The 15497-nt window shown below is 36.6% G+C and carries 16 protein-coding genes and 6 tRNA genes; 6 read left to right on the top strand and 16 right to left on the bottom strand.

Annotation, left to right across the window (positions count from 1 at the left end):
- Positions 1-69 precede the first annotated feature (69 nt).
- Together radA and B5D29_RS04975 are read right to left on the bottom strand one after the other, a co-directional pair.
- The gene (gene radA / locus B5D29_RS04980; protein ID WP_078768480.1) at positions 70-1440 is read right to left on the bottom strand and encodes a DNA repair protein RadA; all 1371 of its coding nucleotides are present in this window, start codon (positions 1438-1440) and stop codon (positions 70-72) included.
- Entirely contained in the window at positions 1441-2130 is a 690-nt protein-coding gene (locus B5D29_RS04975) for an N-acetylmuramoyl-L-alanine amidase (protein ID WP_078768479.1), read from the bottom strand.
- A gap of 137 nt (positions 2131-2267) precedes the next feature.
- On the opposite strand from B5D29_RS04975, the gene B5D29_RS04970 reads away from it, so the two are divergent.
- Complete coding sequence (locus B5D29_RS04970) at positions 2268-3224, top strand: D-2-hydroxyacid dehydrogenase (RefSeq protein ID WP_078768478.1); 957 nt, start codon at positions 2268-2270, stop codon at positions 3222-3224.
- Between the two features lie 293 nt (positions 3225-3517).
- Here B5D29_RS04970 and B5D29_RS04965 read toward each other — a convergent pair.
- The 6 genes from B5D29_RS04965 to B5D29_RS04940 form a co-directional block, all read right to left on the bottom strand.
- Positions 3518-3604: transfer RNA gene (locus B5D29_RS04965), tRNA-Leu, on the bottom strand.
- 36 nt (positions 3605-3640) lie between these two features.
- Positions 3641-4237: a stage II sporulation protein R gene (locus B5D29_RS04960; protein ID WP_078768477.1), complete on the bottom strand. Its 597-nt coding sequence runs from the start codon at positions 4235-4237 to the stop codon at positions 3641-3643.
- 46 nt (positions 4238-4283) lie between these two features.
- Positions 4284-5159 (bottom strand): 4-(cytidine 5'-diphospho)-2-C-methyl-D-erythritol kinase, encoded by an 876-nt coding sequence (gene ispE / locus B5D29_RS04955; protein ID WP_078768476.1) that lies wholly within the window; start codon positions 5157-5159, stop codon positions 4284-4286.
- Positions 5149-6330 carry an aminotransferase class I/II-fold pyridoxal phosphate-dependent enzyme gene (locus tag B5D29_RS04950; protein WP_242941747.1) on the bottom strand — a complete coding sequence of 394 codons (1182 nt, stop codon included), beginning with the start codon at positions 6328-6330 and terminating at the stop codon, positions 5149-5151. Before B5D29_RS04950 ends, ispE begins: the two co-directional genes overlap by 11 nt.
- Entirely contained in the window at positions 6327-6806 is a 480-nt protein-coding gene (locus tag B5D29_RS04945; RefSeq protein WP_078768475.1) for an Lrp/AsnC family transcriptional regulator, read from the bottom strand. The genes B5D29_RS04950 and B5D29_RS04945 overlap by 4 nt, the downstream gene beginning before the upstream one ends.
- A gap of 9 nt (positions 6807-6815) precedes the next feature.
- The gene (locus tag B5D29_RS04940; RefSeq protein WP_159443404.1) at positions 6816-7622 is read right to left on the bottom strand and encodes a histidinol-phosphatase HisJ family protein; all 807 of its coding nucleotides are present in this window, start codon (positions 7620-7622) and stop codon (positions 6816-6818) included.
- 131 nt (positions 7623-7753) lie between these two features.
- Here B5D29_RS04940 and B5D29_RS04935 point away from each other — a divergent pair, with 131 nt between their 5' ends.
- From B5D29_RS04935 to B5D29_RS04920, 4 genes are read left to right on the top strand one after another with little or no spacing between them, the layout of a single operon-like run.
- Positions 7754-8746, top strand: a complete 993-nt coding sequence (locus B5D29_RS04935; protein ID WP_143406727.1) for a glycoside hydrolase family protein — start codon at positions 7754-7756, stop codon at positions 8744-8746.
- The gene (locus B5D29_RS04930; protein ID WP_143406726.1) at positions 8718-9740 is read left to right on the top strand and encodes a right-handed parallel beta-helix repeat-containing protein; all 1023 of its coding nucleotides are present in this window, start codon (positions 8718-8720) and stop codon (positions 9738-9740) included. Before B5D29_RS04935 ends, B5D29_RS04930 begins: the two co-directional genes overlap by 29 nt.
- Before the next feature lie 24 nt (positions 9741-9764).
- Positions 9765-10034 carry an ACT domain-containing protein gene (locus B5D29_RS04925; RefSeq protein ID WP_078768471.1) on the top strand — a complete coding sequence of 90 codons (270 nt, stop codon included), beginning with the start codon at positions 9765-9767 and terminating at the stop codon, positions 10032-10034.
- A 15-nt stretch (positions 10035-10049) separates the two neighbouring features.
- Entirely contained in the window at positions 10050-11405 is a 1356-nt protein-coding gene (locus B5D29_RS04920; RefSeq protein WP_078768470.1) for a PFL family protein, read from the top strand.
- A gap of 106 nt (positions 11406-11511) precedes the next feature.
- Here the strand turns inward: B5D29_RS04920 and B5D29_RS04915 are convergent, their stop codons facing one another.
- Positions 11512-12177, bottom strand: coding sequence for a hypothetical protein (locus tag B5D29_RS04915; RefSeq protein WP_078768469.1), 666 nt, complete (start codon positions 12175-12177; stop codon positions 11512-11514).
- 224 nt (positions 12178-12401) lie between these two features.
- Between B5D29_RS04915 and B5D29_RS04910 the strand changes: the two genes are divergently transcribed.
- Entirely contained in the window at positions 12402-13460 is a 1059-nt protein-coding gene (locus tag B5D29_RS04910) for a mechanosensitive ion channel family protein (protein ID WP_078768468.1), read from the top strand.
- 21 nt (positions 13461-13481) lie between these two features.
- On the opposite strand, the gene B5D29_RS04905 is transcribed toward B5D29_RS04910, so the two are convergent.
- From B5D29_RS04905 to hslO, 7 genes are all read right to left on the bottom strand, one after another.
- The gene (locus B5D29_RS04905) at positions 13482-14018 is read right to left on the bottom strand and encodes a nitroreductase family protein (protein ID WP_078768467.1); all 537 of its coding nucleotides are present in this window, start codon (positions 14016-14018) and stop codon (positions 13482-13484) included.
- Positions 14019-14071: 53 nt separating this feature from the next.
- A tRNA-Cys gene (locus tag B5D29_RS04900) sits at positions 14072-14145 on the bottom strand.
- Between the two features lie 40 nt (positions 14146-14185).
- A tRNA-Gly gene (locus B5D29_RS04895) sits at positions 14186-14261 on the bottom strand.
- A gap of 4 nt (positions 14262-14265) precedes the next feature.
- Positions 14266-14341, bottom strand: a tRNA-Phe gene (locus B5D29_RS04890).
- Between the two features lie 7 nt (positions 14342-14348).
- Positions 14349-14425: transfer RNA gene (locus B5D29_RS04885), tRNA-Asp, on the bottom strand.
- A gap of 30 nt (positions 14426-14455) precedes the next feature.
- Positions 14456-14531, bottom strand: a tRNA-Val gene (locus B5D29_RS04880).
- A gap of 81 nt (positions 14532-14612) precedes the next feature.
- A complete protein-coding gene (gene hslO, locus B5D29_RS04875; RefSeq protein WP_078768466.1) occupies positions 14613-15497 on the bottom strand; it encodes an Hsp33 family molecular chaperone HslO in 885 nt (294 codons plus the stop codon).

Raw genomic sequence — 15497 nt, 5'->3', positions numbered from 1 at the left:
ATAAAGGGGAGCTTTGAGTATTTTTTCCTTTCATTATTTTATTTAAATTTAAGCATAATTAGTTTTTTGTTATTCTTCAGTAATTGCATCGAATGCTGAACGGATGTTTCGTACAGGTACAATGTCCATATTGATTTTTATTTCTTTGGACAAGGCTTTATAATTATGAAATGGAATTATACATTTTGTGAATCCGAGTCGCTGTGCTTCGGTAATTCGTTGCTCACAATTATTCACGGCTCTGATTTCTCCGGCAAGTCCGATTTCGCCAAATGCAAGCGTGTTTTCATTTACAGGCTTATCTTTTAATGATGAAATCAACGCCATAGCAACGCTTAAATCAGCTGCAGGTTCGTATAATTTTAATCCACCGATTATGTTCAAATATGTATCCATTCCATTGAACAAAAATCCCGCACGCTTTTCAAGCACTGCAATAATCATACTCATTCGGTTGTAATCAAAGCCCGTGCTCATTCGTCTTGGCGTTCCAAAACCTGATGAAGTAACCAAACCTTGAACTTCGGCAAGAATCGGTCGTGAGCCTTCCATTGTACACGCAACGCATGTTCCGCTTGTATTTTTCGGTCTGCCTGAAAGCATCATCAATGATGGGTTTTCAACCTCGTTCATACCGCTTTGAGTCATCTCAAAGACTCCGATTTCGTTTGTTGAACCAAATCGGTTTTTGGCACTTCGCAAAATTCTGTATGAATAATTTCGTTCGCCCTCAAAATATAACACAGTATCAACAATATGTTCAAGCACCTTTGGACCTGCAATTGCACCGTCTTTGTTAACATGACCAACAACAAAAATCGGAATTCCGAGCGATTTTGCAAGGTGCATAAAGATATTTGTGCATTCTCTAACTTGTGTGATACTTCCTGCGGATGAAGAAATGTCATCAATCATCATAGTTTGAATCGAGTCGATTATAACCATATTTGGCTTTTCGGCTTTGATAGTTTCAACAATAAGCGAAACATCGGTTTCTGCAAGAATAAATAAATTTTCGGTATCAACATTAAGTCTGTTTGCACGGAGTTTGATTTGTCGTGCCGATTCCTCACCGCTAATATATAAAATCGTGTGTTTTTGTCCTAAACTTTGACAGATTTGAAGCAAAATAGTTGACTTGCCAATACCCGGATCACCTGAAAGTAAAACTAAACTTCCTTCTACAATTCCGCCACCGAGTACTCGGTCAAATTCTTTTATTCCGGTTGAAAGCCTTTTTTCTATATCACTGTCTATTTCGTTAAGTCTTTGAACAGGCTTAATACTTGCTTTTGACCTTGTAATGCCTTTTGCGGATACTATCGGGGTTTGCTCCTCCATAGTGTTCCATTCGCCACAACCCGGACATTTTCCAAACCATTTTACGCTTTCGTATCCACATTCACTGCACACATATACGGATTTTACTTTTCCTGCCATTTATACTTCCTCACAAATTCCTACAAGAATTGAATAAGCCATATCTCGCTGATATTCTTTGTCTTGCAGTCTTTTATTTTCGTTTTCGTTGCTTACAAATCCACATTCTACCATTACAGATGGTTTTTGAGCTTTGTATAATATGTAATAACTGTTATCTGATACTTTATTTTCTCTTTTGTTTTCCGGCTGAATATTTTTCTTTACGCTTTGTAAAATTTTGTCTGCAAGTGTCGGACTGATTTCATCATTCGGAGAATACCAAACCTGTGTTCCCCATTCAGCTTCATTTTCAAAATGATTTTGATGGATTGAAATCAAAATGCTGTTAGGTACGGAATTTATATAATCCATACGATTATACAAGTCAGATTTTGTGCGTTGCTCCCCTGCCCTGTACATCTCATAATCGCCATCACGGGTTAAAACAGTATTTATTCCCGATACCATGAGAAAATCGTACAAATCAAGCGAAATTGAAAGATTAATATTTTTTTCGAGTGAACCGTCAATTCCAACGGTACCGACATCAATTCCGCCGTGACCCGGGTCAATGATTACAGTCTTTTTTGTTTGAATATTGTTGATTCCTACTGTTTTTACCATAACATTATCAATTTTATAACTTATATTTATGCAAACAGCTATAAGTAAAAATCCGGAAAATAATATCATTAATGCTTTTTTCATTATATCACCGTTTTGGTTAAAAGTATAGACATTAATAATATGATTAAATTATACAACATATTTATCAATCTTTCAATAAATCGGTTGATTTATTTATTTAGAAGGGATATAATTTGTACTGTAAAGGAGATGATTTTTTGAAAATAGTAAATTTAGACGGATATACAACAAATCCGGGTGACCAGTCTTGGGATAGCTTTAATCAATACGGCGATTTTACCGTATATGAAAGAACTGCACCGGAAGAAGTGTTTGAGCGTGCAAAAGATGCAGACGCTCTTATCATAAACAAAACTATAATCACAGCAGAAATGCTTGAACAAATGCCAAACTTAAAATATATAGGTTTGCAGTCAACAGGATATAATGTTGTGGATTGTGATGCGGCAAAGAAAAAAGGCATTGTTGTTTCAAATATTCCTGCGTATTCAACAGCAGCGGTTGCACAGCTTGTTTTTGCACTTATTTTGCAAATTACAAACAAGGTTTCACTTCACAGTGATGCTGTTCATAACGGTGAATGGACATCTTGCCCTGACTTTTGCTTCTGGAAAGCACCGTTAACAGAACTTGACGGAAAGACAATCGGTATAGTTGGATTCGGTTCAATCGGACAAAGAGTTGCAGAGATTTCAAGAGCGTTCGGTATGAATGTTTTGGTATTTACTCCTCATCCAAAGCCTGATGAATTTAAAAATGTTGCATTTGTTGATTTTGACAAGCTTTGTAAGGAAAGTGATATAATTACCTGCCATTGTCCTCTCACACCGCAAACAGAAAATTTGATTGATAAGAACGCTATTTCAAAAATGAAAAAAAGTGCTATTGTAATTAATACATCAAGAGGTCCTGTTGTAAATGACCGAGATCTTGCCGATGCACTTAATAACGGTGATATTCAGGCGGCAGGAGTTGATGTTTTGAGAGTTGAACCGCCAACAGCCGATAACCCACTCCTTACGGCAAAGAATTGTATAATCACTCCGCATATTGCTTGGGCAGCATATGAAACAAGAAAACGCCTTTTGGGCATACTTGAGGATAACCTCAAAGCGTTTATTGACGGCAATCCGCAAAATGTGGTAAATATGTAAGTTGTTCGTTTGTAAGCTCGTTACCTTCGCTGTCAACAGAAGTATTTTTAGAAAATTGCTTATTGACATTTTGGAGTTTTTCAAGTAAAGTGTAGATATAAGATACATTGTCGCTGGGAGTGCCGTCATTGACGGTCCCAGTCTTGAACGGCAATGTGTCTTTTTTTGCTTTTTACTGAAATTTCGTGTAAATAGTATTGATTTCTTCTGCTTCTACATTAACAACATCTTAAAATTGGTGTTTTTGAACAAAAAATAAAACACCCTCGATATGTGATTATCAAGGGTGTTTATGGTGCTGGTGACCGGACTTGAACCGGTACGGTATTGCTACCGAGGGATTTTAAGTCCCTTGCGTCTGCCGATTTCGCCACACCAGCACAACACATATATATTAATTGATTTTTAATATAATGTCAAGATTTAATTTTATTTTTTAGCTTATTAACTATTTCAAGCATTTTAAATTTTGGGATATATTTTTTTGATGTTATCATTTTCTTTTCTTCTTTTGTTAGCACTTTGTCAAAATCGTCTGTGCAAGCCGATATACAAACACTCGGATACATTACACACCACCAGTTGTGACCTTTACCCTCCCCTATTACAATCTTAATTGTGTTATAATTTCCTGATGGCAGAGTGAAATCCTCATATTCTCTGATGTCAAAAAATTCGTTGTCAACATAAATCTTTATGCTGTAATTACTGTTGCAATTTTTTAAGGTGCGTTCAGCAGATTTTTGAAATAAATCAATGTTGCTTTTAGCTGTTGTTATTGATTCGTCAAGGCTGTTGCAGTTTTCAAAAATATATGCAGTGTCTTTTAACAAGTTGTCCTTAACTTTTAATTTTATTTCTTGGTCGGCTTTTGAATCGCTGTTTGCTAAAATGTGAAGTCTTAAAACTTTGTGGCTGATATCATTCGAAAGTGTGTTGATTGGTGAGATTATTCCGAAAACAATTAATGAAATTAGGAAAATCGGAACAAAAAAATAAATCTTTTTGAACATATAAAAACCTGCCTTTCAAACAAATGATTGGCAGGTTTTATTATTTTTATTCGTTTTCGATTTTGCAACCCTTGCTTACAGGCGTGCAAATGTGAATATCTTTAGCATAGTTTTTTAATTCTTCGGATGATTTTTCGGCATCTTCTTTGTTTAAAAATATACCAAAAACTGTTGGTCCTGAACCGCTCATACATGTTCCAAGTGCTCCGTTTGAATGCATAATTTCTTTGATATAAACTCTTTCGGGAACTTCAATAAATTGTTCAAAAACATTTTCCATTTTTGAGCAAATTTGCTCTAAATCCCTTGACTGCATGGCATAGAGCATACCGAGTTTGTCGGGAGTATGTACTTTGCCGTTTTCATCAAAAGCCTTGAAAGCATTGCCGGTGTTGACGCCTGTTTTTGGCTTTGCAAGCAAGATGAAGCACTTGCGAAGCGGTTTTACCGGATTGAGCACTTCGCCGATGCCTTGTGCAAGAAGTGTTCCGCCACAAATACAAAACGGAATATCAGCACCGATTTTGACACCGATTTGACACAATTCTTTGTTGCTGAGATTGGTATTATACATTTGGTTTAGTGCAACGATAACACCTGCTCCGTCAGCGCTTCCGCCGGCAAGTCCGGCAGCGTGCGGAATTCGTTTCTTTATATCAATATGGATGCCTGTATCTTTGATATTGTTCGCTTTGAAAAACGCATCGGCAGCTTTGTACGCAATGTTTTTTTCATTAAGCGGAATACCTTCTTCGTCGCAAGAGAGAGTAATCTTTTTGCCTTTTATTTTTTCAACAGTAACTGTGTCGTAAAGACCAACCGACTGCATAATCATAAACAAATCGTGATAGCCGTCTTTTCTTTGTGCAACGATATCAAGCATTAGGTTTATTTTTGCGTATGCTTTTACTTTAATTTTCATTTTTTAATTCCTTAACCAATTTGCCTATTCTTGTAATGGCTTCTTTTATATTGTCGATAGAATAGCAATAAGAAGCTCTGATATATCCTTCACCGCTGTCGCCAAAAGCGTTGCCCGGGATAACCGCAACATGCTTTTCTTTGATAAGTCTTTCGCAAAATTCATCACTTGAAAGACCCGTTGATTTTATGCAAGGGAAAACATAAAATGCGCCCTTTGGCTCAAAACATTCAAGGCCGATTTTTCTGAATGCGTCAACCGTAAATCTGCGACGCATATCGTAGTCCATAACCATTTTTTTGATGTCGTTGTCACCGTTTTTTAATGCGTCTATTGCTGCATATTGTGAATTTGTCGGTGCAGACATAATTGCAAATTGATGAAGTTTTGTCATTTGCTTGATAACAGGTGCAGGTCCAAGTGCATATCCAAGTCGCCAACCTGTCATAGAGTAAGACTTCGAAAAGCCATTGATAACAATTGTTCGTTCTTTCATTCCGTCAATTGAAGCAATTGTGATGTGTCCCTCGGGTGTATATGTCAGCTCGCTGTATATTTCATCAGAAATAACAAAAAGATTATGCTTTTTGATTACTTCACTGATTGATTTTAGCTCTGCCTCATTCATTATTGCTCCTGTCGGATTGTTTGGGAACGGAAGCACAATAGCCTTTGTTTTCGGCGTAACAGTTTTTTCAATATCTTCAGGTGTTAGTTTAAACTCGTTTTCAAGTTTTGTTGCAATAGGAATTGCTTTACCGCCCGAAACATCAATAATAGGTTTATAGCAAACAAATGACGGCTCAACAACAAGCACTTCATCGCCACTGCTGATAAGCGTACGGATAGCCATATCAATGCCCTCACTGCCACCAACGGTTACAAGCACTTCTGTCTTTGGGTCGTATTGAACAAGATATTTTCGTGTATAGTATCTTGAAATTTCGTTTCTGAGTTCAATAAGGCCTGCGTTTGCAGTATATCTTGTTTTTCCTCGTTCAAGATAGTCTATTCCCTGTTGTCTGATATGCCACGGAGTTAAAAAATCAGGCTCACCGACACCGAGAGAAATTACATTGTCCATTTCCTCGGCAATAGAAAAGAATTTTCTGATGCCCGATGGCTTAACATTGCTCAGATTAGGGTTTAAAAATTCGTTATAGTCAATCACAGCGAGATTGTCCCCCTGTCATCTTTTGTTGGTTCTGCAAAGCTGATGCCCTGCTCTTTATACTTTTTGAGGATAAAGTTTGTAGTTGTTGAAACAACATCCTCAAGCGGAGAAAGTCGCTTTACAACAAACATTGCAACTTCTTCAAATGATTTGTTTTGAACGATACAGCAGAGGTCGTAGCCACCGCTCATAAGATATATGCTTTCAACTTCTTCAAGGTTTGCAATTCGCTGTGCAACCTCATCAAAGCCGTGACCGAATTTTGGCTGTACTTTAATTTCAATAAGTGCCGTACAGGATTTTGCGTTTACCTTGTCTTTGTCAATTATAGCGCGATAACCTTTGATTACACCGCTTTCTTCGTAAATTCTGATTTGTTCTCTGACTTCATCCTCGCTAACTCCGAGCATAACCGCAAGTTCCTCGTTTGTAAGTCTTGGATTTGTTTCAAGTAAATATAATAATCTGTCCATTTTGTCTCCTTATTCTATTGTAATGAGTTTTGGCTCTCTTTTTTCAAATACGGTGAAATGTTCAAAGCCACATTCTTTTAATATGTCATAGCCTTTGTCAATATTGTTGCACACTTTATCAAAATAATGTGAATCAGAACCGACTGTTACATATTTTCCACCCATATCGTGAAACTTTTTGATATATGCTTTATTTGGCAATGTGTCGTTCATATCCATTGAAAGCCCGGAAGCATTAAGCTCAATAGCCTTGTTATTTGCTATTATAACGCTGAAAATTTCTTCAATGATGTCATCGAATTTTGACATATCAACATCTATTTTTTCTCTTGCAACAATGTATCTCAACGGATAGGTTAAATGTGCAAGGCTGTCAGTTTTATTCCATTTTGCCAAATCAAGTAAAGAATTAAAATATTGTTGCAACAGGCTGTAAATGTCATACTGCTTGTAATCTAAAAAGTAGAAATCTTCCATATTTTTTAGATTATGCACAGAACCGAGCACAAAATCAAAATCGTATTTTGATAAGAATGCTTCTGAAAGTTCTTTTTCAAAAAGTGCCTGACCAAGCTCAACGCCGTTGTATACTTTGATTTGAGGAAACGCTTTTTTTGCTTCAAGTACTTCTGCAAATTGTTTGTCCTCAAAATCCCAACAACCGTCTTTTGTTCCGTCAATATCGCAGTGGTCGGTAATCGCTATTCCGATACCGCCGTTTTTAATAATTCCCTCGCATAATTGCTCGCAAGAATGATGTCCGTCAAATGAATTTATTGAATGAGTATGTGTGTCAAATATGTTTTTGTATTTCATAATCATCACCCGGCTCATTATATCACAATATATACTAAAATAAAATACTTATAAATAAAAATATTTATTTGACAATTATATAATTTAAAACTATAATATAGGTTAATTATTATTTATAAATAGAGGTTATTATGATGGAATTTAAAAAGAAACTTTTATCACTTATTATGAGTTTTATGATTTTGATTGTTTCGGTTTTGCCGTTTACAGCTCTGACTGTTTTTGCATTTGATTCGATTCAAATTCTTGATTCTTCATCAAATGTTGTTTTGGAAGTTCCTGTCGACACAGTTAATGTTACGGAGCCTTTAAAGCAATCTCTTCAGTTTTGTGCCTTGAACGCAAGTCCGCAAAATGTTTTAACAATCAAAATGCCTGCGGGTGAATATGTAATCACTAAAACTAATACTGCAACAAGTAATACTGTTCTTGATCTTACAAATGGTACTGTTATTCGCAATGATTGTCCGGGCAGAGGAAATATTATTAATTCACCAAGTGGCTATTATGGTTATGACGGACTTTACAATTTTACATTAAGAGGTGGAGAACTTTCTTATACGGATAATAATGTAAACGAATCTACCCTTTCAAGAATTGCTCATGCTAATGGTGTAAGATTTGAAAATGTAAAGTTTACCGATGGGTTTATTTCTCATTTTGTAGAGGTTGCAGGTTCAACTAATGTTGTTTTTGACAGATGCGTTTTTGATGGCTTTACAGGTGATTTAAGCACATCAAGCTGTGAGGCTATTCAAATTGATATTCTTGAAGAAGATGAACATTTTTCAGGCTTTCCTTTTTATGACGGAACAATGAACAATGGGGTTACTGTTGAAAATTGTGTATTTAATAATCTTGTAAGTGGCGTAGGAACAAAATCTATGTTCCATGGGTATTATCAAAACAATATCACTATAAGAAATAATACATTTTCAAATTTAACAGGATGTGCAATTTTCTGTACGGCATATGTAAATACAGATATTTACGGTAATAGAATTACAAATTGTGGTGAGGGTATCAATTATTTTATGATGCGTCCTGATTCAAGACTTCGTTCAGTTTGTGATTTTGATGCGTTAGGTTCGGTTAATAAAGATTGTAAAACTCGAATTTTTTAATAATAATATCAGCGTAAATTCAACAATTGATGTTTCAACTGCATCTGCTATTTACATTTTTGGCAATAATGTTACATCTGCTAAAAAGAAAAAATATGATTCTTATGCCAAGGTTGCAAATTATGCCGTTAATAAGATTTCCGTTTATAGTAACACAATTACTACAACAGGTCACGGCATCAGAATGTATGATACAGTAAATTCAAAAATACATAATAACACTGTTTCGAGCACAAGGACAAACGGTGGATACGGCGTTTATTTAGCTAATAGCTCAAATTCAAACGACATTTATTCAAACACCATTTCACAGTTTTCAAACAGCGTTTTGATTGTTTCGTCAAGTGCCAAAAATAAGATTACAAATAATACTGTTAGCAGTGCCGGAAGCAGCGGAATTGTTGTTAACACAGGATGCAATAATAATTTAATTAGTTCTAATATTATTTCAAATTCAGAAAAGAACGGAATATTAATTGGAAAATGTAGTGGCACAAATATTCAGAGAAACAATATCGTTTCATCAGGCGCAGATGGAATTCATGTTAATTCAAAAGCAAATGTTAGTGCAATAACTTCAAACATTTTAAATGACAGCGGTAAATATGCTATTTATTTTGAAAAAGATGCAATCGGTAATGTTTATTTAAACAATTACAAGAATTGCTCTGCAAGATATGGATACAGTAAGGGCGAAAAAAAGGATTATAAATTTGCCAACTTAGCTGTTCCTGCAGTTAAACCTATTAAGAAAAGCGGAAGAACAGTTACTCTTTCTTGGAAAAAAGTCGGCGGTGCTTCAGTTTATTATATTTATAGAGCAACAAGTAAAAATGGTGCATATAGTTATGTAGGATCAACAAAGAAAACAAGTTTTAAAAACGGCAAACTCAAAAAAGGTAAAAAATATTACTACAAAGTATCGGCTGTTAAGGTTGGAAACGGTGTAAAGGCTCGTTCAAATCTTTCTTCCTATCGTGGTAAAAAAATATAAATTAATTAATTCGGAGGACATATTATGAGATGTGTAATTACAGTTGTTGGTAAAGATATGGTTGGTATTCTTGCATCGGTATCAGGGATTTGTAAGGAATGTAATGTTAATGTAACAGAGGTTTCACAGTCAATTTTGCAAGATATGTTTTGTATGATGATGATGGCAGATGCTTCAAAGTCTAATGTTGACTTCCCTGTTTTTGCCGAAAAACTTGCCAAGTACGGTGAGAATAACGGATTGTCTATTCATGCAATGCACGAGGACATCTTTAATTCAATGCATAGAATATAATCGGAGGACATCGTTTTGATTAATACATACGACATACTTGAAACAATAAGAATGATTCAAGACGAATGTCTTGATATCAGAACCACAACAATGGGCATTTCCCTTTTGGATTGCGGTGACAGTGACATTGACAAGTCTTGCCAAAAGGTATACGACAAAATCTGTAAAAAGGCAGAAAATCTTGTTAAAACAGGCGAAGACATCGAAAAGGAATATGGTATTCCTATTATTAATAAGAGAGTCAGTGTTACTCCTATTTCTATTCTTGCAGGTATCAGCGGTGGCGACCCTGTTAAGTATGCACTTACTCTTGAAAAAGCTGCAAGAACAATCGGAGTTAACTTTATAGGCGGTTACTCTGCTTTGGTCCAAAAAGGTTTTGCTGCAGGCGATAGAGAACTTATAGAGTCTATTCCGCAGGCACTTGCACAAACAGAGCATATTTGTTCATCTGTTAATATCGGCTCAACGAAGGCAGGTATTAATATGGACGCTGTTCGTCTTATGGGTCAAAAGGTTAAGGAAGCAGCTGAACTTACAAAAGATAACGATTGCATCGGCGCAGGAAAACTCGTTGTTTTCTGTAATGCTCCTGAAGATAATCCGTTTATGGCAGGTGCTTTTCATGGCGTTTCAGAGCCTGACTGCGTTATTAATGTCGGCGTATCAGGTCCGGGTGTTGTAAGAGCGGCAGTTGCTAAACATCCTGATTATTCAATTAACGAAATCGCTGAACTTATTAAGAAAACAGCATTTAAGGTTACAAGAATGGGACAGCTTGTCGGTACTGTTGCAAGTAAAAGATTGGGCGTTCCTTTCGGAATTGTCGACCTTTCTCTTGCTCCTACCCCTGCTGTTGGTGACTCGGTTGCTCACATTTTGGAGGAAATAGGCCTTGAGCAGTGCGGTGCTGCCGGTACAACAGCGTGCCTTGCAATGCTTAATGATGCTGTTAAAAAAGGCGGTGTTATGGCTTCGTCAAGCGTTGGCGGTCTTTCAGGTGCATTTATTCCTGTTTCAGAAGATGCCGGAATGATTGCTGCTGCTAAATCAGGTGCTCTCTGTATTGAAAAACTTGAGGCTATGACAGCAGTTTGTTCTGTAGGTCTTGATATGATTGTTATCCCGGGTGACACCACCCCTGAAGTCATCAGCGGTATTATCGCAGATGAAGCTGCAATAGGTATGGTTAACGGAAAAACAACTGCTGTAAGAGTTATTCCTGCCGTTGGCAAGAAAGACGGAGATGTCCTTGAATTTGGCGGATTGCTTGGTTCAGGACCTGTTATGAAGGTTAACACCAACTCCCCTGCAAAATTCATTTCTCGTGGCGGTAAAATCCCTGCTCCGCTTCATTCACTTAAAAACTAAATACTAAAAAAATTAAGGAGTCGAATGTTCGGCTCCTTTTTGTGTTGCTGTTAAAAATAAAAATACCGCCGAAAATCGACGGTATTTTTTATGTATTCAATTACAATTATGAAATAAGGCCTGTGCCATGGAATGTGATTGGTGTATATTCACCGTTCTCAACAACATATACAGCTGAAAGATTGATTGCAACTGCGTATGTTTTTCCGCTTGCCTTAAATTCATAGCAATCTGCGTTATTAACTGTTACGATATTGGATGTGTAGTTAATTGCTGCAGATGAAGGATCACTTGAGTATGAAAGAGTTCTCCAGTTGTCGTGGATAACTTGCTTCAAAAGAGCCTTGGCTTCAGATACACTGTAGCTCTTTGTTGTGGTAATCTCATGCTCATTCACATATCTATCATATTCCTGAGATGAAGAAGTACCGTTTTCCTCCTCCGCTGCCTCATTGCTCTTGATTGGTGCAACATAGCTAAACCACATTACCAAGAAATAAATAACCAACCAAATTAAAAGAATTAAAATGATAAGTGTAAATACTTTCTTGCCATTGCTTCCTTGTACACCGGCAAAAGCCTCTTCTTGCGTAGGAATTGGTGCGGGTGTAAATGGTTTACCCTTTTTGTTAGCTTTCTTTTCAGCCTTAGCATTTTTCTTGTCGATACTTTTAACAAGTTTTGCGTATTGGCTAGCCTGCTTTTTTTCGGCTTTGGCGGCTTTTTTTGCTGCCTTCTGCTCTTTTTTTGCGATTTTGGATTCTTTACTCAAAGCAGTCCCCTCCTTATAAGTATGAATGTAGTATAACATTATTTATATTAAAATTCAATAACTATTTTTATTTTTATAGCCAAATTTTGTGAATAAATTGTAAACATTAGTAATAAATTTAACAATTATACACTCTATATTGTAGATTTGTTAATAGAATATGATTGAAATATGTAAAAAAATGATTTAAAATAAACATATAATTTGTTTGAAAGGAAAATGATATGAATAAATTTCTTGATAGCATAACTGCTTTTGCTACTGACACCGAAAAAGTGATAGATTTGGTAATTGGTGTTGCGGTCTTTTTGATATTGTTTTTGTTTAGATACAAAATTTCAAATGTGCTTATTAATGTTTTTGGAAAATTGTTTTTGAAAAATAATAAGGAAAAGACAAATTCACTTGCTAATTCTTTGCAAAAACCTCTTGCCTATCTTATAGGCACTGTCGGTTTGTATATTGCATTTGCAATTAATTACAATAAGCCGGGTGTTACAAAAGTATTTAAAATTCTGATTATACTAATTATATGTTGGGGTGTAATTAATTATTTGTCCAACAATTTGTTCCTTCATCTGCATTTTGGTGATAGTTCAAATGACACAATGAACACTACAGCTTTAAGATTTTTGGCAAATATCTTAAAAATAGTTGTTATTGCATTTGGTGTTGTAATGATTATAAGTGAATTTGGCTATAATGTAAACGGATTACTCACAGGTTTGGGCGTTGGAGGCTTGGCTGTTTCTTTGGCGGCACAGGACGCTGTGGGAAACCTTATAAGCGGTTTTATTATAATTTTTGACAAACCGTTCAAGGTTGGCGATTTAATTGAATCTGCGACCGTTAAAGGCTTTGTTGAAGAGGTTACAATGAGAAGCACAAAGATTCGTACTCTTGACGACAGCGTTATAACTGTTCCTAATTCAACTTTAACAAAAGAAGCTGTTACAAACATTTCAATGATGGACAAAAGACGAATTAATTTGACCTTTGGTCTGGTTTATTCAACATCTAACGAAACCATTGAAAAGGTGCGAAATGAGATAAAAACTTACATCGTTCAAAACAAAGATATATTGCCTGAACCTTGTCGAATACACTTCAGAGAATTTGGCGACAGCGCCCTCAATTTTGAGGTTGTTTGCTACACTGAAACATCCGATATGGATGAGTACCTAAAAATCGAAAATGAGCTTAATCTCGCCATTAAAAAGATTATTGAAAACAATGATACGGATTTTGCTTTTCCGACTCAAACTGTATATGTACAAAAATAAAAAAGGGGCTTATCCCCTTTTTTATTTTATCCAGTTAATAATGTCGTTTGGCTCATTGCGTTTTGGCATCTCCGGTTCGATATTAGGGTAGCCGACAGCAATCACTGCAACGACAGTTTCTTCGTTTGGGATGTTGAGAGTTGACTTGAGCATCTCGCCGTCTCTAATACCCATTACAAGCGTTCCTAAACCCATTTCAGTTGCCTTAAGCAAAAGATTTTCGTTTGCAAGACCTAAATCGTAATATCCCCATCCGTTGCCACATTCGTTTTGTGCTTCGCCGTCAGGTTTGAAACCGGAACGATTATGTACAAAAGTTGTAACAATTAAAGCGGAGTTTTCGCAATTTTTCTGATTGAATTCCGGCAAGCAATTTCTAACCTTTTCAATTGCTTCTTGCTCAACTGCGCAATAATATCTTGCAGTTTGTGAATTCTTCCAAGATGGTGCATATATTGCCGATTTAATAAGTTCTTCGATTTGTTCGGCAGTCACAGATTTTTCAGCGCTGTATTTTCTGATACTTCTTCTTGATTTGATGACTTCGTTAAAATCCATAATAATCATTCCTTTGCAAAAATAAAAACCCGAATCGTAAGACTCGGGTTTTATGGAGGCACCACCCAGACTTGAACTGGGGATAAAGGTGTTGCAGACCTCTGCCTTACCTCTTGGCTATGGTGCCATAAAAGTAATAGAAAACACATTGTGTGTTTTCTATTATGTGGAGCGGATTACGAGACTCGAACTCGCTACCTTCACCTTGGCAAGGTGACGCTCTACCGGATGAGCTAAATCCGCAAATTGGTGCTTCCGGACGGAATCGAACCATCGACACGAGGATTTTCAGTCCTCTGCTCTACCGACTGAGCTACAGAAGCATATAAATGGCGACCCGGAACGGGCTCGAACCGTCGACCTCCAGCGTGACAGGCTGGCGTTCTAACCAACTGAACTACCGGGCCATTTATATTCCAAGGCTTTCGCCTTGGAAGTGGTGGAAACAACAGGGCTCGAACCTGTGACCCTCTGCTTGTAAGGCAGATGCTCTCCCAGCTGAGCTATGCTTCCGAATTGCTACTTGCAACGTGTTATACTATACAGTATTTTGGCTCAAATGTCAACACTTTTTTTCAACTTTTTTTAAACTTTTTATTTTTTGGTTGAAGCGTTGATAATTTGTTTTATGTCTTGAGGAGTGAATACATATTCTTTGTTGCAAAAATGGCATTCTACTTTTGTGTCTTTGTCATCGTTTGCCATTTCAGTAAGTGCTTCAATACCTGTTGATATAAGTGCATTTTCAACTTTTTTTCTTGAACAGTTACATCTGTATTCCGCTGTGCTTTCATCAAGTTTGTCAAGTTCAATCCCTTGCATTGCCTTGATTGCAATTTCATCAGGGATCATTCCCTCATCAAGCATTGTTGTAACTGACGGTATTTCCGAAACATTCTTTTCGATAATATCAATAATATCATCAGGACATCCCGGAAGAAGTTGAATGATATAACCTCCGGCTTTTTTTACGGTTAAATCTGGATTAACCAATACACCAAGAGCACAAACAGACGGAGTTTGTTCGCTTGTTGCAAAATAATTTGTTATATCTTCTGCAATTTCACCGCTTACAATAGGCACTTGACCAACATATGGTTCTTTCATACCAATATCTTTGATGACATAAAGTTGACCGTCTGTGCCTACTGCACCCGATACATCAAGTTTGCCGTTTTCTTTAAGCGGAATTTCAACAACAGGGTTCTGAACATAACCTCTTGTGTTGCCCTCATAGTCTGAAACTGCAATTAAATCACCACAAGGACCTGCTCCGTTCATTCTGACAGTAATGCTGTCCTCTTTGTCCTTTAGCATATCACCCATCATGGATGTTGCTGTTATAAGTCTGCCAAGTGCAGCGGTAACAGTTGCAGAAGTTTTATGAATTTGCTCTGCTTCATATACAATGTCGGTAGAGTCGGTTGCAATTACAAATGCAGAGCCGTCTACTGCAATATATCTAACAATTTTTCCCAT

Source organism: Eubacterium coprostanoligenes (assembly GCF_900167205.1).
Classification (GTDB): domain Bacteria; phylum Bacillota; class Clostridia; order Oscillospirales; family Acutalibacteraceae; genus Eubacterium_R; species Eubacterium_R coprostanoligenes.
This window is presented reverse-complemented; position numbering and strand designations above follow the sequence as displayed.